This is a genomic window from Spirilliplanes yamanashiensis, assembly GCF_016863475.1.
Classification (GTDB): domain Bacteria; phylum Actinomycetota; class Actinomycetes; order Mycobacteriales; family Micromonosporaceae; genus Spirilliplanes; species Spirilliplanes yamanashiensis.
Genome location: NZ_BOOY01000030.1, coordinates 146,862 through 165,278, shown reverse-complemented (window position 1 = coordinate 165,278; position 18,417 = coordinate 146,862). Strand labels below are relative to the sequence as shown.

The window sequence follows — 18,417 nt, the reverse complement described above, 5'->3', positions numbered from 1 at the left end:
TAGTTACATTGCGGGTTTGACGCACTGCGTCCGGACGCCTGCGCCGACCGGCTGAGAGGGAACCGCCTGATGGACGTGACGGACGCCGCCGCCGGAGCGCACGGCCGCCCGGTCGGGATCGGCGAGCTCGCGCGGATCCCGCTGCGCCGCTGGCGCGAGGTGGTCGCCACGACGCTGCTGGTGAACCTCGGCGCGGCCGCCTACCTCCTCCTCGCGCCGGCCACCTGGACCGCCACCACCGTCGTGGTCGTCCGCCCCGTCGTGACCGACCCGTTCTCCCTGCCCAACAGCGGCGCGGACCGGGCGGTCAACATGACCGCCGAGAACGGCATCGCCACCGGCAACGACGTCATCGACCGGGTGGCCACCGCCACCGGCCTGGACGCGGCCGACGTGTCCGCCGCGCTGCTCGTCGAGAACCCGGTCGGCGGGCAGGTGCTGCGCTTCAGCTTCGACGGCGGCAGCCAGGCCGAGGCGGTGACCGGCGCGAACACCGCCGCCCAGACGTACCTGCGGGTGCGCCAGGCCATGTACGACGGCCAGCGCACCGCCGTGCTCAAGTCCTACGACGCCACGATCGCGGCGGTCACCACCCAGCGCCGGCGCGCCCAGGCCGACCTGCCGGGCACCATCAGCTCCGACCAGACGTCGCCGCGCGCCAACGCCCTGCTCGACCAGATGCGCTCGCTCAACGACCAGCTGGCCACCCTCGCCGAGCAGCGCTCGAAGGTGGCCTCCGCCGACCTCAGCCCCGGCGTGGTCACCAACGCCGCCCGCGAGCCGCTGCCGTCCAGCCGCGACGGCGCCCCGCTGTACGTGCTCGCCACCCTGCTCGGCGGCCTGGTGCTCGGCGTCGTCGTCGCGTTCGTGCGCGAGTCGCTCGACCGGCGGCTGCGCTCGGCCGCCGAGGCCGCCGACGCCACCGGCGCCCCGCTGCTCGGCAGCGTCCAGCGGCCCGGCCGGCGCGGCCGGGACGGCACCGGCACCGACATGCGCTACCTGGCCCTGTCCGTCGCCACCTGGACCGAGGGCCAGCCCGGCCGGCCGCTGGTCGTGCTGTCAGACCGGCCCGGCGAGGGCCGCCCCGAAATCAGCGCCGGGCTGGCCGCCGCGCTCGCCGAGGCCGGCCACGAGGTCTACCTCGGCGGCACCGACGACGTGGCCGACGAGCTGCACGCCCTGCTGCTCGCCGCCCAGCGCCGGGTGCCGCCGGTCATCACCCGGCACCGGGTGCCGCGCTCGGTGCCCGCCGCGCCGATCGCCGAGCGCAACCTGCAGGCGCCGGACGGCGACCGCAACGGCCGGCTCGGCAAGATGAGCGCGCCGGTGGGCCTGAGCGCCGTGAACGGCGGCGGCGCCACGACCACCACGCTGCTCGCCCCCGACGTCTCCGCCGCGCCCGCCGCACCGGACGTGCCGGCCGGGCCCCGGCCCGCCGCGCCGGCCGGCCGCGCCGCCGTCCCGGTCCGCGACGAGGCCGACCTGCTGTACATCGGCTCCGGCAGCGTCCGGCTGGGCCCGCTGGAGACCGACAACCCCGAACAGCTGATCGTCCTGGACGGCCCGCCCGCCGACGAGGACGACCGCGGGGTCTGGGCGGCCCGCAGCGGCGCCGCGGTCCTCGTCGCCGCGTGCGACCGCACCCGGGCGACCGCGCTCACCCGCCTCGCCGACCGGGTCCGCGCCGCCGGCGTGCCGCTGCTCGGCGTGGTGCTGACCGGGGTGCGGCCGTGACCGGCCACCCGCGCGTCTCCGTCGTGGTGGCGACGTGCGACCGCCCCGGCCTGCTGGACCGGGCCGTCGCCGCGGTGCTCGCCCAGGACTACCCCGGCGAGATCGAGTGCGTCGTCGTGTACGACCACGTCGACGTCCGGACCCTCGACCTCACCCCAGGGCCCGGGCGGAGCCTGGCGTACGCCACCAACACCCACCGGCAGGGCCTGCCCGGCGGCCGGAACACCGGGGCCGAGCGCTCCACCGGCGAGCTCATCGCCTTCTGCGACGACGACGACGTGTGGCTGCCGGACAAGCTGCGGCACCAGGTCGAGCTGCTGCGCGCGCACCCCGGCGCGGCCGCCGCCGGCTGCGGCATCCGCCTGCAGGGGCCCGGCTTCACCCGTGACCGGGTCCTCGGCCGCGACCGGGTCGTGCTCGCCGACCTGCTCGCCGACCGGGTCATGGAGGTGCACTCCAGCACGGTCGTGGTGCGCCGGGAGACCTGGGCCGCCGTCGGCGACGTCGACGAGAACATCCCCGGCGGGTACGGCGAGGACTACGAGTGGCTGCTGCGCGTCGCGGCGCACGGGCCGATCGTCATGGCCCCGCAGGTCCTGGTGATCGTCGACTGGCACGGCGGCTCGTTCTTCTTCGGCCGCTGGGCGATGATCGTCGAGGCGCAGCGCTACCTGCTGCGGCGCCACCCCGAGCTGGCCCGCAGCCGCAGCGGGCTGGCCCGCATCCACGGCCAGATCGCGTTCGCCCTCGCCTCCGGCCACCGGCGGCGCGAGGCGCTGCGCGAGCTGCTGCGGGTGCTGCGGCTCAACCCGGTGGAGAAGCGCATCCTGGCCACCGTGCCGGTGCTGCTCGGCGTGCTGTCGGGCGAACGGGTCCTGGCCATGGCGCAGCGTCAGGGCCGCGGTGTCTGACCCGGCCCGCCGGGTGGCGCCACCGGTGGCGCCGGTGCCGCCGGTGCCGCTGCCCACCTGGCCGCTCGTGCTGATGTTCGGGCTCGTGCCGCTCTGGTGGGCGCTGGGCGCGTTCTACCTCGGCTGGTCGGTGCTCGGCGCGGTGCTGCTCGCCGTCCTGCTGACCCGCGGGCGGATCGCCCTGCCGCCGGGCGCCGCGCTGTGGGGGCTGTTCCTCGCCCTGGTGCTGCTCAGCGTCGTGCGCATCGACCGGCCGACGGCGTACCTGTCCTACGCCCTGCGGGTCGGCTTCCTGGTGACCGCGCTGGTCGTCGCCGTCTACGTCTACAACGTGGCGCGCGAGGGCACGCCCTGGCACCGCCTGCTGCGCCCGCTCGCCCTGTGCTGGCTGTCGCTCGTCGCGCTCGGCTGGCTCGGCGTGCTGGTGCCGACGTTCGCCCTGACCACCCCGGTGGAGCTGCTGCTGCCGCGGGAGCTGGCCGAGACCCGGTACCTGCAGTCGCTGGTGCACGTGCGCAGCAACGAGTTCAACCTGCTCTCCCGGGCGCCGATCTACCGCACCTCCGCGCCGTACCCGCACACCAACAACTGGGGGACGGCGTACGCGCTGCTGCTGCCCTGCGTGCTGGCGTACCTGACCTCGGTGCGCGCCGGGGCGCTGCGCGTCGTGCTGCTGGTGTCGCTGCCGCTGTCGGTGGTGCCGGCGTTCATGACCCTCAACCGCGGCATGTTCCTGGGCCTGGGCATCGGCATGGTGTACCTCGCCGGGCGCGCCCTGCTGCGCGGCAGCGCCCGCCCGATCGCCTCGATCGGCGTCGTGGTCCTGCTGTTCTACCTGTTCAGCCTCGTCGTGCCCGTCCAGGAGCGGATCGCCGAGCGGGTCAGCACCACCGACACCAACGTCGACCGCCTCGACCTGTACGTGCACACGTGGCAGGCGGTGCTCCGGTCGCCCCTGCTCGGCTACGGCGGGCCCACCGCCGTCGACACCACGCTGTCCGCCGAGCCGCTGGGCACCCAGGGCATGCTGTGGAACGTCATGTTCAGCCACGGCCTGCCGGCGCTGGCCGTCTTCCTGCTGTGGCTGCTGTTCGTCGCCCGCCGCCTCGCCGCCGCCGTGTCGCTGTCCGGGCAGTGGCTGAGCACGGTGCCGGTGATCGCCCTGTCGATCATCCCGGTGTACGGCTACGTCGACCCGAACCTGTCGATCATCTTCTTCGCCGTGGGCGCGGGCCTCGCCGCGGTGGACGGCCCGGTCAACCGGGAGTCCCGCCCGCTCGGCCCGCGACCGGTCGCCGTGAACGGCGCGGCCCGGTGACGGCGGCCGGCGCGGCCGCACCCGCCCGCCCCGGCGTGCGCGGCGGAGCGGCCGGGCTGGCCGGCGCCGCCGTCAGCGGGGCGGCCGGCTTCGTGCTCACCATGGTGATCGTCCGGGGGCTCGGCGCCGCCGGCTCCGGCGAGCTGTTCACCGCGATCGCCGTCGTCACCATCGCCGCCGCGGTCTGCTGCGCCGGCGCGGACACGGCGCTGGTGTGGGCGCTGCCCCGGCGCCGGACCGGCGCGGACGGCGACGCGGCCCGCCTGCTGCCCGTCGCCCTGCTGCCTGCCCTGCTGGCGGCCGCCGCCGTCGCCGCGGTGGGCGCCGCGGCCGGGCCCGCGCCGCTGCGCCCCGCGTTCGCGGCCGTCCCGGTCGTCGTGGCGGCGACCGTGCTGCTGGCCGCCGTGCGGGCGGTGCGGCCCGTCGGCGCGTACGTGGCGGTGCAGTCGGTGTTCGTGCCGGTGGCCCGGCCGGCGCTGGTCGGCGGGGTGCTCGCCGCCGGGGCCGGGGTGGGCGCCGCCTTCGCGGGCTGGCTGCTGCCGGCCGCGGTCGCGGCGGTCGCCGCGGCGGCGCTGCTGGCCGGCCCGCTCGCCCTCGGCCGCGGCGCGGCCCTGCGCCCCGCCCCGGCCGACTGGCGCACGTTCTGGTCGTTCGCCGGGCCGCGCGGGGTGTCCGCGGCCATCGACGCGGGCGGCATGTGGGTCGGCGTGCTGCTCACCGCCGCCCTCGCCGGCGACGCGCAGGCCGGGCTGTTCGGCGCGGTCGGCCGGTACGTGCTCGCCGGCCTGCTCGTCATGCACGGCCTGCGGGTGGCGGTCGCGCCGCGGCTGTCCCGCCTGCTTGGCGACGACCGGCGGGCCGCGGCCGCCGCGGTGTACCGCCGGACGACCACGGCGATCGTCGCGCTGTCCTGGCCCGGGTTCGCGGTTCTCGGCGTGTTCGCGCCGGGCTTCCTGCAGCTGTTCGGCGCGGAGTTCACCGCCGGCGCCCCGGCCATGGCGCTGCTCTGCGCCGCCATGGCCGTCAACGCCGGCGTCGGGATCGTGCAGACCGTGCTGCTGATGGGCGGGCGCAGCGGGCGGCACCTGCTGGCGACCGCGGCCGGGCTGGCGCTCACCGTCGCGCTCAGCCTGGTGCTCGTGCCGCGCCACGGCGCGCTCGGCGCGGCCGTCGCGTGGACCGCCGGCATCGTCGCCGAGAACGCGCTCGCCGCCGTCGCCGCCCGCGCCGTGCTGGGGCAGGGCCTGTGGGACCGCACGATCGCCCGGACCGCGCTGCTGGCCGGCGGCGGCACCCTGCTGCTCGCCGGCGCCGTCGCGGCCGTCGCCGGGCGCGGCGTCACCGGCCTGGCCGTCACCACCGGGCTGCTGCTGCTCACCGTCGCCGCGTCGGCGCTGCACCCGGCGGTGCGCGCCCTCGCCCGAACGATCAGGAGACCGGCATGAGCCTGCGCGACCGCGTCAAGACGATGGCGCCGCCCGGCGTGCGCGCCCGGGTGCAGCGCGCGCTGGTCCGCTACGGCGAGCGCACCAGCGCCGCGCGCCCGCTGCCCGACTTCCTCATCATCGGCACCAAGCGCGGCGGCACCACGTCACTGTGGAACTACCTGCTGGAGCACCCGCTGGTGCCGCGGCTGTTCCCGGCCTGGAACACCAAGTCCGCGCACTACTTCGAGGAGAACTTCACCCGCGGCGAGGCGTGGTACCGCTCGCACTTCCCGACCGAGCGGCGGCGCGCCGCCCTGCAGCGCCGGCACGGCGGGCCGGTCCGGGCCGGTGAGGCGGCGCCGCTGTACATGTTCCACCCCCTCGCCGCGCAGCGGGTCGCCGCGCTGATGCCGGACGTGCGGCTCATCGTGCTGCTGCGCGACCCGGTGGAGCGGGCGTACTCGCACTGGAAGGAGCGCCGCACCGAGGGCCGGGAGCCGCTCGACTTCGCCGCCGCGCTCGCCGCCGAGCCGGAGCGCACGGCGGGGGAGCGGGAACGGCTGATCGCCGACCCGGGGTACGTCAGCGAACCGTACGACTGGTGGACCTACCGGGCCCGCGGCCGCTACCTGGAGCACCTGACGCCGTGGCTGGACCGGTTCGACGCCGGGCAGCTGCTGGTGCTGGCCAGCGAGACGTTGTACCGCGAGCCCGCCGCCACCTACGCCGAGGTGCTGCGCTTCCTCGACCTGCCGCCGCACGCGCCCGCCGCGTTCGAGGTGCACAACGGGCGGCGCAGCTCCGCCATGGACCCGGCGATCCGGGCCGAGCTGAGCGCCTACTTCGCGCCCCACAACGCGGCCCTCCAGGACCGCCTCGGCATGACGTTCGACTGGTCCTGACCGTCCACCCGCGACCGGCGGGCCCGGCGCGCCAGGGCCGGTAGCCACGGCGCGAGCCCGGCCGCGGCGAGCAGGCCCAGCAGCGGCGCCCACCACCACGCCGGCAGCGTGGCGGGCGGCGGCGCCGGGGTCGGCGCCACCCACGGCCGGGCGGTCTTCGACCAGGCCAGGAACGCGTCGCCGATCGGCACCAGGCCGAGGGCGTACCGCTTGGTGCGGGGCGTGTCCACCGGCAGGCCCGCCACCTCGCCGTAGCGGGCCAGCGCCCCGGCCAGCCGGGCGTCGCCGTGCACCCGGGCCGCGCCCACCGTCACCACGGTCGCCGACAGGCTGACGCCCAGCAGCAGCGGCCCCGAGTCGACGTCGCCGGGGCCGTCCACGCCGTGCGGGTACTCCCGCACCGCCGGCCCCAGCCCGAGCGGGACGGCGACGTACCGGTCCCGGAAGGTGCGGTACTGCCCGGCGGCGAACCCCGGGTCGATGTCGGCGAGGAACCGCTGGATCATCGCCTGCGAGCTGCCCCGCGCCCCGTCGAGCACCGCGCCGGTCGCCACGTCCACCCGGTGCGGCAGCAGCCCGGTGGCCGGGTCGAGCCGCTGCCGCACGCCCGCCAGCCACCGCGCGACGGTGCCGGCGAACCGCGGCGGCAGCAGCGCGTCGTGCAGCCGCAGCGACGCCACCGCGACGGTCGAGTCCACCGGCCACGCCTGACCCGGGTATGCGGCCAGGAACGGCGACGGCGCCGCCCCGAACGCGGCGGCCAGGGCCGCGGAGTCGTCGGCGAACCGGCGCACCTCCGCAAGGTCGCGCGAGCCGGCCGGCTGCAGGCTCAGCACGCCGCCGCGCAGCCAGTTCGTCCAGCCGCGGTAGAACACGCCGTGGGCCGGCGTCAGGCCCGGGTCGAACGGGGCCCGCCCGGCCGGCGCGTCCAGCCGCCCCAGCGCCCACCGGGCCTCCCGCAGCGCTTCGGCGCGCTGGTCGGCGGGCTCCCGCAGGCCCAGCTCCACCCGGCTCAGGCCGTACAGGGCGTGCAGGAAGAAGTAGCCCTCCGGGAACTGCCGCTGGGCCCGCTCGCCGGCGCCGTCGTCGAGAGCCGCCCGCAGGAACGCCAGCTGGCGGTCCACCCCCGCCGGCGGCCCGTCGGCGGGCAGCGCCAGGCGGACGACGCCCAGCACGGCGGCCAGCGTGACCAGGCACGCGGCGGCCCGGCCCACCCGGCGGCGGGCGGACGTCCGGGGCGCGGGCACGGGCCGATCGTAGGGACGGCGCACAACAGCCCGCGGCGGTCCGCCTCGTTGTACCGGGTGAGCGGCATGAGGGAATCCGCGGGCGGAACCGGCTTGCACCCCAACACCGCCCGCGGGACACCCGAGGATCGCCGGCCGGGGCCGAACAGATGGGCGGAGCCGGGCGAGACCATCGCCGGGACGCGACCGAAAGGGCCAGCCTGTTGCTGACGACGACGACCCGCCGCCTCGCCTTCCTCGCCCTGGTCCCCGCCGCGCTGTTCGGTGTGCTGATGCTCGCCTCGCCCGCCAGCGCCGCCCTGACCTCGACGCAGACCCTCGAGCAGCAGGTCGTCGGCTACACCAACTACCAGCGCAAGGCGGCCGGCTGCGGCACGCCGCTGCGCGTCGACGCCCGCCTGGTGCGTGCCGCCCGCGGCCACAGCGCCCACATGGCCCGCACCGCCCGCTTCTCCCACACCGGCCTCAACGGTTCCACCTTCGGCGCCCGGGCCAAGTACCACGGCTACGCCGCGCCGCTGTCGGAGAACATCGCCTGGGGCCAGCCCACCGCCGCCAAGGCCATCCACGCCTGGCTGGCCAGCCCCGGCCACCGCCGCAACCTGCTCAACTGCAACGCCAAGGCCGTCGGCGTCGGCGTCGTGTACAACGCCCGCGGCCAGGCGTACTACACCCAGGTCTTCGGCTGGCGCTGACGCCCGCCGCGGGCGGGCGCCGGGCCGCCGGCCAGGGGTTCGAGCGTGCCGGTCAGGCACAGCACCCGGCGGACCTGACCCCGGGCGCCGGCGACGTGGAACCGGCGCCCCGTGCCCAGGGCGGCGCGCCGGGCGGTCAGCAGCGCCGAGATCCCCGCGCAGTCCAGGAACGTGACCTCGTCGAGCCGGACCACCAGGCCCGAGACCCGGTCGTCGGTCAGGCACCGGCGCATCGCGGCCACCAGCTCGTCCACGGTGGCCAGGTCGACCTCGCCGGCGACCCCGAGCACCGCCAGCCGCCCCTCGAACCGCAAGCTCACGGCCGCCGCCCGCCCGCCGCCGCGCAGCCGGTGCAGTCGCGCACGCCGGGCCGGGCCCGCAGCCGCCACAGCGGGATCGGCGACCCGCACCGCACACACCGGCCGAACGTGCCGTCCGCGAGACGCTGCAGCGCCGCGGCCGCGTCGGCGGCCCGCCCGGCCGCGGCGAGCGACGCCGCGGCGTCGTGCCGGTCCCGTTCGCAGGTGGCGACGCGCAGCTCGTCGAGCAGCATCTGACCCAGCAGGGTGGCGGCGGGATGCCGGCGGTCCTCGTGGTGGGCGCCCACGACGGCTCAGCGGGTCCCGGCCCGGCGCCGCCCGGTGGACCGGGTGACGGCGAACACGGCCAGGGCGGCGAGGCCCACCTGGATGAGCAGCGTCAGCAGGCTGAAGCCGGACGGCTCGATGCCCGCCAGGCGCGCCACGACGGTCCCGGTGAGCGCGGCGACGACGCCGATGAGGATCGTCAGCCAGACCGGCAGGTTCTGCCGGCCGGGGACGGCGAGGCGTCCGAGGGCGCCGACGATCAGGCCGACGACGAGTGCGGTGATGATGCCGGTGACGGTCACGGGAGTTGTCCTTCCGGTTGGCGTCACTCGACGGTCCGTCGCGCGCATGGAGGCGGTCCCGCGATGCCATGACAGTCCGGTGACAAGCCGGCGCGCCGCGCGCCCGACGGATGCGCCCGCGTACCGTTCGGCCCATGGACCGCATCGACCGCGCCGGCCGGACCATCGCCGCCCCGCCGGCGGCCGTCTACGGCGCCCTGCTCGACCCCCGCGCGCTCGAGGCGTGGCTCCCCCCGGAGGGCATGCGCGGCCGGATCGAGCGGTGGGACCCCCGCCCCGGCGGCGGCTTCCGGATGATCCTCACCTACCCCGACGCCGCCGGCGGCCCCGGCAAGACCACGGCCGACACCGACGTCGTCGACGTCGGCTTCGCCGAACTGGTGCCCGGCGAACGGGTGGTGCAGGAGGCCGTCTTCGAGGCCGACGACCCGGCGTACGCGGGCACCATGACGATGACCTGGCACCTGACCGCCGCCGGCCCGGGCACCGACGTGACCGTCACCGCCACGGGCGTGCCCGCCGGCATCGACCAGGCGGTCCACGAGGAGGCGATCGCGTCGTCGCTGGCCAACCTGGCGGCGCACGTCGAAGCGACCGGCTGACCCCTGGGCCGCGGGGGTCTGGCCTGATAGTCAGATGACCTTTATATTGGCCCGATGGCACACCCCTCAGGCGAACCCCGGCGCGGCGACCCCCGGCTGGTCCGCGCGTACCGCCGGCTCCTGCGGGCCGCCTATCCGCCCGGGCCGCGGCGGGACGAGCTGCTGGACACGCTCGTCGAGACCGCGCCGCCCGGCCGGCGGCGGCCCGCGGTGCGGGAGGTTGTGAACCTGCTGCGGCACGGCGGCCGGGCCCGGCTCGGCCGGCCGTGGAGCCGGGGGGTCGTCGTGCTGGCGGTGTTCGTGGCGCTGGCCGGCGGGCTGCTCGGCGCCGCGGGCGTCAGCCGGCTGGGGTGGCAGGCGGTCGGGCCGCTGCCCGCCGGGGCCGAGGCGGCCGGCATCAGCGGGACGGTGTTCCCGGGGCTCGCGGTGTGGGGCGGCGGCGACGCCGAGAAGATCGTCAGCCAGAGCGACGGCGAGGGGCTGGAGTACGGGTACGCCGTGTCGTGGGTGCGGCACACCGCGGCCACCCGGGACGTCGCCGGGTACGCGGCGGGGGTGCGGGCCCGGCTGGAGGCGGCCGGGTGGACCGTGACGGGTGTCGACCCGCCGCTCGACCGGACCGGCGTCGTGGGCGCGCAGCCGGGCGACGCGGCGGCGGGGTTCACGGCGCGGCGCGGCGAGCTGGGGCTGCGGTTCTCCGGCACGTACTGGCCGGGGCGCCCGGCGTACGACGGTGACGGCCGGGCCATGTACTACCTGTGGCAGGAGCCGCCGTCGTGGCTGGCGGCGGTGACCTGGCTGGGTTTCCTGCCCGGCGCGCTGCTCGCCTGGCTGCTGACCGGGTGGGTGAGCCGGAGCCTGCAGGCCCGTCCGGGCCTGAGCCTGCTCGCCGCCGGGGGCGCGGTGCTCGGCGTGCTGTTCGTGGTTCCCGCCGGGCTGCCGGCGGCGACGCCGGGCGGGCCGGCCGACGAGACCGCCGCGCCGGGCGCCGACGGGCTCGGCTACGCGCTGGCGACGCCGGCGGCGACGGCGGGTGTCGTGGCGGCGCTGCTGGTCCTGGCCGCGGCGGCGCGCCGGCCGCCCCGGGCGCCGGCGTGGGCCGGGCGGTGGCGGCGGGCGGTGGCGGGGCGGCCGCGGGCGGCCGTCGCCCTGGGCGGGGTCGCGGTGGCGGTGCTGGGGGCCGGGGTCGTCGGCGTCATGGGGCTGCACGTCGTCCCCGGGTCGTGCACGCCGTCGGCGCCGGCCGGGGTGGCCGACCCGCCGAGCGCGCGGCTGAGCTACCGGGCCCGGGTCTTCCTCGACCCGCAGGCCACCGACGACCAGCGCAATTTGGCCGAGGCGGCGATCTGGCGCGGGATGGGCGGCAGCCAGAGCTTCGCCGGGGACTCCCGGTCGGCCGATTTCCTGGCCGCGTACTGCCGCCGCGGCCGGCCCGACGCGCGGGTCGCCGACGCACTGCCCCGGCACTGGACCGTCGATCTGGCCAGCCCGGGCCTGTTCGCCGGGCTGGCCGCCGAGCTGATGGCGACGCCCGGCGTGGTGGCCGTGCAGCACGTGCCGCGCTGAGCGCCCGGTCAGGGCCGGAAGCTCGCCCGGTACGCCGTCGGGGTGCGGCCGGTCAGCTCCCGGAACGCCGCGTTGAACGCCGACAGCGACGTGTAGCCGACCCCGAACGCGATCGCGGTGACCGGGGTGTCGCCGGCGGCGAGCTCCTCGACGGCGCGCAGGATCCGCATGCGGCGCAGCACCGCCCGCCACGTCATGCCGGTCTCGTCCTCGAAGCGCCGGGCGAGCGAGCGCGGCGCCAGGCCGACGGCGGCCGCCACGTCCTCGAAGCGGACCTGCTCGCCGAGGCGCTCCCCGGTCAGCCGCAGCGCCCGGCGCAGCTCCGGTGACCGCCCGGCCGGCACCACGACGGGGCTGGGCCGCTCGGCGAGGCGCCAGGTCACCGCGGCCAGCGCCCGGAACAGGGCCTCGGCGTACGCCGTGAGCGGCTCGTCGGCCGCCCGCCACCCGGCGCACCCGGCCACCAGGGCCTGCGCCAGCGGGCTGAGGTCGAACACGGTCAGCGGCGCGGGCGGCGGCGGGGCGAACGCGGTGTCGAACAGCACCGACGCGGTCGTGGCGGGCCGCGGGATGCTCACCTGGACCGGGTGGCCCGCCGCGATCAGGGCGGCCCGGGCCGGCGGCAGCAGCCACGCCTGGCCCTGCGCCTCCAGCCGCAGCGTGCCGGCGGAGGCGCAGAGCAGGTAGTGCCGGTCGACGCGCAGCTCGCGCACCGGCTCGGGGTCGAAGGTGCGGACGAAGCTGTACGCCGCGGCGCCGGTCAGCGGACCGTCTCCAGCAGCTCGGCGTGGAAGCGCCGGCTCACCGGCGGCCCGGTGAGCAGGGGCCGCAGGACGGCGCCGGAGCGGGCGAACGCGTCGGAGGCCAGGTAGCCGGCGAACGACGCCTCGTCGGCCCACTCGTGCACGACGGTGATGCGGGTGTCGTCGTCGCGGGCGGCGTAGACGCGGAACGCCGCGTTGCCGGGCATGGCCCGGACCGGGCCGGACTCGCGGTCGAGCTGGGCGAGCGCGGCGGGGCGGTCGGCGCCGGTGGTGGCGAGGTCGACGATGGCGATGAGCACGGGGTCCTCCTGGGTCGGGCGTGCGGGACGCCTCGATCGTCGCGCCGCGGGGCCGGGTGCGGCTGCCGCCGGCCGGACGCGTTCACGCTGCGATCGGTCACGTGCCCCTCACGGGTGGTCGTAGACGATCCCGGCGTCGCCGTCGAGCCGGGCGCCCGCCGCTACGACGTGGCCGGTGAGCCGCCCGGCGTGGCTCAGGTGCCGCACCGGGATCCCGAGCACGAGGGTGACGTGGTCGGCGATGAGCCGGCGGTGACACCGCCACCACACGCTCTCGCTGCACAGCACCGCGGTCGGCGGGCCGGCCGCCAGCAGCTCGCCGGCGGCGGCGCGGAACTCCGGGGTGCGCATGTGGCCGGCGTACGCGCGGAACGCGTCGACCGTCCACCAGTGGTCGGGGGAGTCCGGCGCGAGCCGGCGGCGGCCGCCCAGCCGCTCCTCCCACACGTAGCCGATGCCGGCGTCGGGCAGCCACCGTTCGAGGGCCTCCCGGCGCACGTGCGGGTGGGCCCGGCTGCCGGGGAAGCGGCGCACGTCGGCCACGCGCGCGACCCCGGCGTCGCGCAGCAGGGCGGTCAGCGTGTCCTGGTCCGCGGTGCCGTGGCCCACGGTGATCAGCGCGGCGGCGTCAGTCATCGTGGCGTTCCCGGTCGCCGACGTAGCGCCGCAGGGCCGGGTCGGCCGAGCGCAGCCGGTCCACCTCCTCGCCGGCGTCGCAGCTCAGCAGCGCGATCACCAGCTCGCCCGGGGTGCGGGCGAGCACGCGCCACGCCGCCCCGGACTCCTCCCAGCGGCGCAGCCGGTCGACCGGCCCGGTCATCCCTGCTCCGGCAGGGGCTGCCGCGGCCAGTCCAGCGCCCGCGCGCCCAGCACCGCGGCGTGCAGGGTGAAGCGGTGCGCCGGCACCGCCGGGTCGTACCCGGTCAGGGTCCGGATCCGGTGCAGCCGGTACGTGACGGTCCGGACCGACACGTGCAGCCGCCTGGCCGACTCGGTGGCGACCGCGCCGGAGTCCACGTACGCGTGCAGGGTCGCCAGCAGCGGCTCGGCGCCGCCCCGGGCGGCCACCAGGGGGCCGAGCACCGCCTGCACCAGCTCGGTGATCGCCGGCTGGTCGCGCAGCAGCACGCGGTAGATCAGCAGGTCGTGGGCGTTGAGGACGGGGTCGTCGACGCGCAGCCGCGCCGCCAGCGTCAGCGCCTCCCGGGCCTCCTCGTACGACCGGGCGATGCCGTACAGGCCCGGGTGCGCGCGGCCCACGGACACCTGCCAGGGCGGTCCGTGCGGCAGCCGGCTCAGCTCGCCGTGCATCAGCCGGCCCAGCTCGTCGGCGCGGCCGGGGGTGGGCGCCACCACGACGAGCAGCCCGTCCTTGGTGGCGACCAGGACGTCGCGGTCGCCGAGGCGGTCGAAGACGACGGCCTCCAGCGCGGTGATGGCGGGGTCCGCGTCGGGCAGGCGGTGGCTGGGGCGGGCCAGCGCCACCTGGTGCACCCGCGCCAGGTCCAGCCCGAACGGCTCGGCCCGGTCGACCAGCGCGCCCGGGTCGGAGTCGCCGCGCAGCAGGTCGTCGATCAGCTCGCGGCGCAGCGTCTCCTCGCGGCGGACCAGGTCGCGCCGGGCGGCGGCGTACCCGTCGGCCAGCGTGGCGACGGCGGCGTCCACCACGTGCAGGACCGCCGTGGCGGCGGCGCGCACCGCCGCGCGGTCGCGGTCGCGGACGACCGCGGGCAGGTCCTCCCACAGCCGCCGCGCCGCGGACAGGTAGAGCTGCACCACCCGGCCGGCCGACACGCCCTGCTCGGCGGCGCGGCGCCCGAGCTGCCCGACCGCGTCCAGCTCGGCGCGGCGCGGCCGCCGGCCGGAGATCGCCGCCTCGGCGACCAGCGGCAGGTAGTCGCCGAGCAGTTCGACCGGGACGCCGCCGGCGTCCCGGCTCGCGGCCCGGGCCACGTCGACGAGCCACTGCTCGTCCGCGGGCGCCACGCCCGGCGCGGGCGGAACCGGCGGCCGCCGGGTCAGGCGGCCCACCACGGCCGGGGGTCGCCGGTGTTCAGCGCCTCCGCGTGCCGGTGCGGGTGCTGGCGCGGCGGCGCGGTGCGCGGCGTGGCCGCCGGGTCCGGCCGCTCGCGCAGGCACGGCACGCAGTGGCTGGCCTCCGGCCGGTTGCGCAGGTGCCCGACCGGGATGTCCGAACCGCACCCCTCGCACACGCCGTAGCTGCCCAGCGACATGCGCTGCAGCGCGAGCGCCGCGTCGCTGACGCCCTGCCGGGCCCACGCGATCAGCGCGTCCAGTGCGGCCGGGTCGTAGCCCCCGCGGTCCGGCTGCCGGCTGCACGCGGTGAGCTGGGCGAGCCGCAGCACGAACAGGCGGTGCCGCTCCTCGAGGGTGTCCTGGAACAGTCGTTGCGGCGGCTGAACGGAGGTCGTCATGGCGCGTGTCCTTCCGGCTCAGCGGGACCTGGGAACGTCCTGACCAGCATGCGCCCCGCCGGCGGCCGGCGACCATGCGCCGGAACGGAGAACAACTCGTGCTTACCTTGCCGGTCGCCGGAAAACAAGACGGTGTCCCCCGCCCGGTTCGCTGCCGGTGATCGCCACCGGCGCGGGTACCCCGGCACCGGCTGGGCCGGGGCGGTCGTTGCCGGTGCCCGGCAACGTGGCGGCGCGCGGATCGCCGCCGGCGGCTCTGACCCGGCCCGGGCCGCGCCCGGCACGATGAGGGCGGTGGCCCGCCGGGCGCCGGGAACGAGGTGGCCGCGCCATGATGAGCGATGCCGAGAGGCGCCGACTGAGCGACATCGAGCTGCGCCTGCGCGAGGACGATCCGGCGTTCGCGCGGCGGCTGACCGGCCCCGCGCCGTCGCGCCGCCGGTGGCAGGACGTGGTCGCGCTGCTCTGGCTGCTCGCCGGGGCGGCGGCGGCCTGCATCGCCGGGCTGTCCGGCAACGCCGGCATCGTGGTCGCCGCCCTCGGCGCGTTCGCTGTCAGCGCGGTGCTCTGGCTGACGGGGTGACGGCCGGTCAGCTCGCGGGGTCGCCGAACGCGGCGCCCAGGCCGGTCAGGTCCACCGACCGGCGGGCGTCCTCGGGGACGAGGTCGACCAGCGGGCGCATCGCCTCCAGCGCGGTGAGGATCTGCCGGGCGACGCGCTCCACCGGCCGCATCGCGTCCACCGACACCAGGATGCCGCGGGAGCTGTACCAGTCGACGATCGGGTGCGTGACCTCGTGGTACAGCTCCAGGCGCCGCCGGATGACCTCCTCGTTGTCGTCGGCCCGGTGCTCCAGCGCCGCCCGGGCCAGCAGCCGCCGGACCAGCTCCGTGTCGTCCGCCTTGAGGTGCAGCGCCACGTTGGCGGTCATGCCCAGCTCCAGGCCGACCTGGTAGAGCGCCCGCGCCTGGGTCATGTTGCGCGGCATGCCGTCGAGCACGTAGCCGCCGCCGCGCTGCCGGGCGTCCTCGAACGCCGAGCGCACCATGTCGAGCACCACCTCGTCCGGCACGAGCCGGCCGTTGTCGAGGTGCTCCTGCACGGCGCGGCCCAGCTCGGTGCGCCGGGCGACGTGCTCGCGCAGCAGGTCGCCGGTGGCGATGTGCGGCACGTCGAAGTGGGCGGCGATCAGGGCGCCCTGGGTTCCCTTACCGGCGCCGGGGGGCGCGACCAGCAGCACACGCATGGGGGCAGCCTCCTCCGTCGTCCGGGTGATCGTAACGGCCGCCCCGGACGGGCTCAGAAGCGCTGCACCCGGAACGCGTCGTGGACCCCGTTGGTGTCGTCCGGCACCAGGTCGGCGGCACCCGAGCGCAGCACGGCGACCCGGCCGTCCGCGGACAGCACCCCGGACTCCGAGCCCTCGCCGACCCGGACGGTGCGGCCGGCCGCGCGGTCGTGGACGAACGCGTCGCCCGCGTAGTCGGTGTCGCCCGGGACGGGACGACGTTCCAGGCGTTCGACCAGAACAGGGCGGCGGTGCCGTCGCGGGTGTCGCCGGGCACCAGGTTCGCCGCCTCGGACAGGAACGCGACGTGCCGGCCGGCCACGCCGCCGGCAGCGGACGGCGCCGTCCACTGTCCTCGTGGCGCCCGGAGGGACGGCTCAGGCGTCGGTGAAGGCGTCGTACTTGATCCGGGTCGACGGCACCCGCAGGGCGGACAGCTGCTTCAGCGTGGCGTTCACCATCGGGGCGGAGCCCGAGACGTAGAAGTCGTGGTGGTTCCACGGGCCGTGCCGGGCGACGACCTCCGCGACGGGACCCGACTCCACCGGGGTGTCCGGGTCGTCGCTGACGGCGCGGACGATGGTGAGCCACGGGTACGTCTCGGCCAGGGCGTCCAGGTGGTCCTTGTCGTAGAAGTCGCCGGCGCGCCGCTCGCCGCGGAACAGGTGCACCCAGCGGGTGCGGTTGTAGCGGCTGAGCTCGTCCAGCAGGGCCTTGGCCGGCGCCAGGCCGGTGCCGCCGGTGACGAACACGATGTCGCGGCGCGACTGCGGCTCCAGGGTCATCGACCCCATCGGGGCGGCCAGCCGCAGCATGTCGCCCGGCCGCAGGCGGCGCACCAGGGCGCTGGACACCCAGCCGCCGCCGACCGCGCGGACGTGGAACTCCAGCGTGCCGTCCGCGCGGGGGGCGTTGGCCATCGAGTAGGTGCGCCACAGCCGGGGCTGGTAGGCGCACTCCAGGCTGACGTACTGCCCGGCGCGGAACGTCAGCGGCTGCAGCGGCCGGCAGGTGAACACGGCGACGTCGGCGCCGCGCCGCTCGTGGGTGAGCACCTCGGCGTGCCAGTACGGCGGGCCGGTCTCGGCGGCGGCGCCCGCGATCATGGTGCGGGAGATCACGTCGTAGACGTCGTTCCAGGCCTGCTCGTAAACGCTGCTCCAGTCCTCGCCGGCGCAGGTGCGCAGGGCGTCCAGCAGGGCGAGCTTGACCTGGGCGTAGTGCTGCGGGGTGACGTGGAACTTGCGGTGGTCGCGGCCGAGCTCGCGCAGGTAGCCGTCGAGGGTCTCGGCGTCGTCGACGTGCTGGACGGCGGACACGATCGCGCCCAGCAGGCGGTTGCGCTGCACGTCCATCTGGACGGGGAACAGATCCCGCAGCTGGGGGTCCGTCAGGAACAGCCGGGCGTAGAAGTGCCGCGCGAGGCGGTCCTGCCGATCCTCGACCAGCGCCCAGCTCTCCTTGAGGGTGGTCGACAGGTCGGTCATGGGCCCTCCTTGCGGGGTGCCGGCCGGGAGTCGTCGCTTGTTTCGACCAGCCTCGACCCCTCGGGGCGCGGGCGTCGCACACCGAGTGCGACGCTTCGCGGCCGGCGGCCGGAAACCGATGTCACAGTGATCGGTGTCCGTGCGTGCGGGCAGGCGGTGGGGAGGAGTCGTCAATGGGTGAACCGGTGTCCGCGGGGCGGGCCCTGCAGGAGCGGCTCGGCACCCGGGCCCGGGCGCAGCGCTTCGAGGACGAGCAGGTGCTCGACCACCTCAACCCGCGGATGCGGTCGTTCATCGCCCGGCGCGAGATGATGTTCGTCGCCACCAGCGACGCCCGGGGCGCCTGCGACAACACCCTGCGCGCCGGCCCGCCCGGCTTCGTCGTCACCCTGGACGCCCGCCGGCTCGCCTGGCCGGAGTACCGCGGCAACGGCGTGCTGGCCAGCCGCGGCAACATCGCCGCCAACCCGCACGTCGGCCTGCTGTTCGTCGACCTGGTCGACGACCTGATCGGCCTGCACGTGAACGGGCGCGCGGCGCTGGTCGGCGACGACGAGCTGCGCGCCGCCCACCCGGGCCTGCCCGCCGACCCGGCGCCGGGGCGGCGCGCGGAGCAGTGGGTGCTCGCCGAGGTGACGGAGGCGTACGTGCACTGCTCGAAGCACATCCCGCGGCTGTACCGGGCGGCCGGGGAGGGACGGCCGGGCGGGTCCGACTACTTCGGCGTGGCCGCGGACCGGGCCGCGCCGACGGCGGCGCCGGCCGCGCCGCCGTGGCGCTCCCGCCTGCGGCGGATCGTGCGGTGGCGGGACGGCGCCCGCTCGGGTGGCCGTCCCGCCTCCTAGCGGCCGG

At 77.1% G+C, this 18,417-nt stretch carries 22 protein-coding genes; 10 read left to right on the top strand and 12 right to left on the bottom strand.

The features are described from left to right. Positions 1–69: 69 nt before the first annotated feature. Genes Sya03_RS21670 through Sya03_RS21650 form a run of 5 tightly spaced genes read left to right on the top strand, consistent with a single transcriptional unit; the run spans position 70 to position 6,292 of the window. The gene (locus tag Sya03_RS21670) at positions 70–1,734 is read left to right on the top strand and encodes a P-loop NTPase family protein (protein WP_203940191.1); all 1,665 of its coding nucleotides are present in this window, start codon (positions 70–72) and stop codon (positions 1,732–1,734) included. Further along, positions 1,731–2,645 carry a glycosyltransferase family 2 protein gene (locus tag Sya03_RS21665; RefSeq protein ID WP_203940190.1) on the top strand — a complete coding sequence of 305 codons (915 nt, stop codon included), beginning with the start codon at positions 1,731–1,733 and terminating at the stop codon, positions 2,643–2,645. The genes Sya03_RS21670 and Sya03_RS21665 overlap by 4 nt, the downstream gene beginning before the upstream one ends. Then, positions 2,638–3,963, top strand: coding sequence for an O-antigen ligase family protein (locus Sya03_RS21660; protein WP_239107742.1), 1,326 nt, complete (start codon positions 2,638–2,640; stop codon positions 3,961–3,963). Before Sya03_RS21665 ends, Sya03_RS21660 begins: the two co-directional genes overlap by 8 nt. Beyond that, positions 3,960–5,408 (top strand): lipopolysaccharide biosynthesis protein, encoded by a 1,449-nt coding sequence (locus Sya03_RS21655; RefSeq protein ID WP_203940189.1) that lies wholly within the window; start codon positions 3,960–3,962, stop codon positions 5,406–5,408. Before Sya03_RS21660 ends, Sya03_RS21655 begins: the two co-directional genes overlap by 4 nt. Further along, positions 5,405–6,292, top strand: a complete 888-nt coding sequence (locus Sya03_RS21650) for a sulfotransferase domain-containing protein (RefSeq protein WP_203940188.1) — start codon at positions 5,405–5,407, stop codon at positions 6,290–6,292. Before Sya03_RS21655 ends, Sya03_RS21650 begins: the two co-directional genes overlap by 4 nt. On the opposite strand, the gene Sya03_RS21645 is transcribed toward Sya03_RS21650, so the two are convergent. Next, on the bottom strand, positions 6,229–7,539 hold the full coding sequence (locus tag Sya03_RS21645) for a hypothetical protein (RefSeq protein ID WP_203940187.1): 1,311 nt from the start codon (positions 7,537–7,539) through the stop codon (positions 6,229–6,231). The two genes, Sya03_RS21650 and Sya03_RS21645, sit on opposite strands and share 64 nt — an antisense overlap. A gap of 203 nt (positions 7,540–7,742) precedes the next feature. Here Sya03_RS21645 and Sya03_RS21640 point away from each other — a divergent pair, with 203 nt between their 5' ends. After that, positions 7,743–8,234 (top strand): CAP domain-containing protein, encoded by a 492-nt coding sequence (locus Sya03_RS21640; RefSeq protein ID WP_306891876.1) that lies wholly within the window; start codon positions 7,743–7,745, stop codon positions 8,232–8,234. On the opposite strand, the gene Sya03_RS21635 is transcribed toward Sya03_RS21640, so the two are convergent. Genes Sya03_RS21635 through Sya03_RS21625 form a run of 3 tightly spaced genes read right to left on the bottom strand, consistent with a single transcriptional unit; the run spans position 8,207 to position 9,123 of the window. Beyond that, positions 8,207–8,554 (bottom strand): STAS domain-containing protein, encoded by a 348-nt coding sequence (locus Sya03_RS21635; RefSeq protein ID WP_203940186.1) that lies wholly within the window; start codon positions 8,552–8,554, stop codon positions 8,207–8,209. The two genes, Sya03_RS21640 and Sya03_RS21635, sit on opposite strands and share 28 nt — an antisense overlap. Continuing rightward, positions 8,551–8,841, bottom strand: coding sequence for a TraR/DksA C4-type zinc finger protein (locus tag Sya03_RS21630; RefSeq protein ID WP_203940185.1), 291 nt, complete (start codon positions 8,839–8,841; stop codon positions 8,551–8,553). The genes Sya03_RS21635 and Sya03_RS21630 overlap by 4 nt, the downstream gene beginning before the upstream one ends. 6 nt (positions 8,842–8,847) lie before the next feature. After that, positions 8,848–9,123 (bottom strand): GlsB/YeaQ/YmgE family stress response membrane protein, encoded by a 276-nt coding sequence (locus Sya03_RS21625; protein WP_203940184.1) that lies wholly within the window; start codon positions 9,121–9,123, stop codon positions 8,848–8,850. A 134-nt stretch (positions 9,124–9,257) separates the two neighbouring features. Here Sya03_RS21625 and Sya03_RS21620 point away from each other — a divergent pair, with 134 nt between their 5' ends. Together Sya03_RS21620 and Sya03_RS21615 are read left to right on the top strand one after the other, a co-directional pair. Continuing rightward, complete coding sequence (locus tag Sya03_RS21620) at positions 9,258–9,725, top strand: SRPBCC family protein (RefSeq protein ID WP_203940183.1); 468 nt, start codon at positions 9,258–9,260, stop codon at positions 9,723–9,725. Positions 9,726–9,779: 54 nt separating this feature from the next. Next, positions 9,780–11,291, top strand: coding sequence for a hypothetical protein (locus Sya03_RS21615; RefSeq protein ID WP_203940182.1), 1,512 nt, complete (start codon positions 9,780–9,782; stop codon positions 11,289–11,291). An 8-nt stretch (positions 11,292–11,299) separates the two neighbouring features. Here Sya03_RS21615 and Sya03_RS21610 read toward each other — a convergent pair whose 3' ends face one another. The 6 genes from Sya03_RS21610 to Sya03_RS21585 form a co-directional block, all read right to left on the bottom strand. Further along, the gene (locus Sya03_RS21610; RefSeq protein WP_239107741.1) at positions 11,300–12,004 is read right to left on the bottom strand and encodes an AraC family transcriptional regulator; all 705 of its coding nucleotides are present in this window, start codon (positions 12,002–12,004) and stop codon (positions 11,300–11,302) included. A 47-nt stretch (positions 12,005–12,051) separates the two neighbouring features. Next, complete coding sequence (locus Sya03_RS21605) at positions 12,052–12,354, bottom strand: putative quinol monooxygenase (protein ID WP_203940181.1); 303 nt, start codon at positions 12,352–12,354, stop codon at positions 12,052–12,054. Positions 12,355–12,462: 108 nt separating this feature from the next. Beyond that, positions 12,463–12,990, bottom strand: a complete 528-nt coding sequence (locus Sya03_RS21600; protein ID WP_203940180.1) for a DUF488 domain-containing protein — start codon at positions 12,988–12,990, stop codon at positions 12,463–12,465. Continuing rightward, positions 12,983–13,174, bottom strand: coding sequence for a hypothetical protein (locus tag Sya03_RS21595; RefSeq protein WP_203940179.1), 192 nt, complete (start codon positions 13,172–13,174; stop codon positions 12,983–12,985). Before Sya03_RS21595 ends, Sya03_RS21600 begins: the two co-directional genes overlap by 8 nt. Next, complete coding sequence (locus Sya03_RS21590; RefSeq protein ID WP_239107740.1) at positions 13,171–14,388, bottom strand: PucR family transcriptional regulator; 1,218 nt, start codon at positions 14,386–14,388, stop codon at positions 13,171–13,173. Before Sya03_RS21590 ends, Sya03_RS21595 begins: the two co-directional genes overlap by 4 nt. Beyond that, a complete protein-coding gene (locus Sya03_RS21585) occupies positions 14,373–14,789 on the bottom strand; it encodes a TraR/DksA family transcriptional regulator (protein ID WP_203940178.1) in 417 nt (138 codons plus the stop codon). The genes Sya03_RS21590 and Sya03_RS21585 overlap by 16 nt, the downstream gene beginning before the upstream one ends. 331 nt (positions 14,790–15,120) lie before the next feature. Here Sya03_RS21585 and Sya03_RS21580 point away from each other — a divergent pair, with 331 nt between their 5' ends. Continuing rightward, a complete protein-coding gene (locus Sya03_RS21580) occupies positions 15,121–15,372 on the top strand; it encodes a DUF3040 domain-containing protein (protein ID WP_203940177.1) in 252 nt (83 codons plus the stop codon). A 7-nt stretch (positions 15,373–15,379) separates the two neighbouring features. Here the strand turns inward: Sya03_RS21580 and Sya03_RS21575 are convergent, their stop codons facing one another. Beyond that, complete coding sequence (locus Sya03_RS21575) at positions 15,380–16,036, bottom strand: adenylate kinase (RefSeq protein ID WP_203940176.1); 657 nt, start codon at positions 16,034–16,036, stop codon at positions 15,380–15,382. 419 nt (positions 16,037–16,455) lie between these two features. Beyond that, positions 16,456–17,565 carry a globin domain-containing protein gene (locus Sya03_RS21570; protein ID WP_203940175.1) on the bottom strand — a complete coding sequence of 370 codons (1,110 nt, stop codon included), beginning with the start codon at positions 17,563–17,565 and terminating at the stop codon, positions 16,456–16,458. Between the two features lie 173 nt (positions 17,566–17,738). Between Sya03_RS21570 and Sya03_RS21565 the strand changes: the two genes are divergently transcribed. Further along, entirely contained in the window at positions 17,739–18,410 is a 672-nt protein-coding gene (locus Sya03_RS21565; RefSeq protein WP_239107739.1) for a pyridoxamine 5'-phosphate oxidase family protein, read from the top strand. Positions 18,411–18,417: the final 7 nt, after the last annotated feature.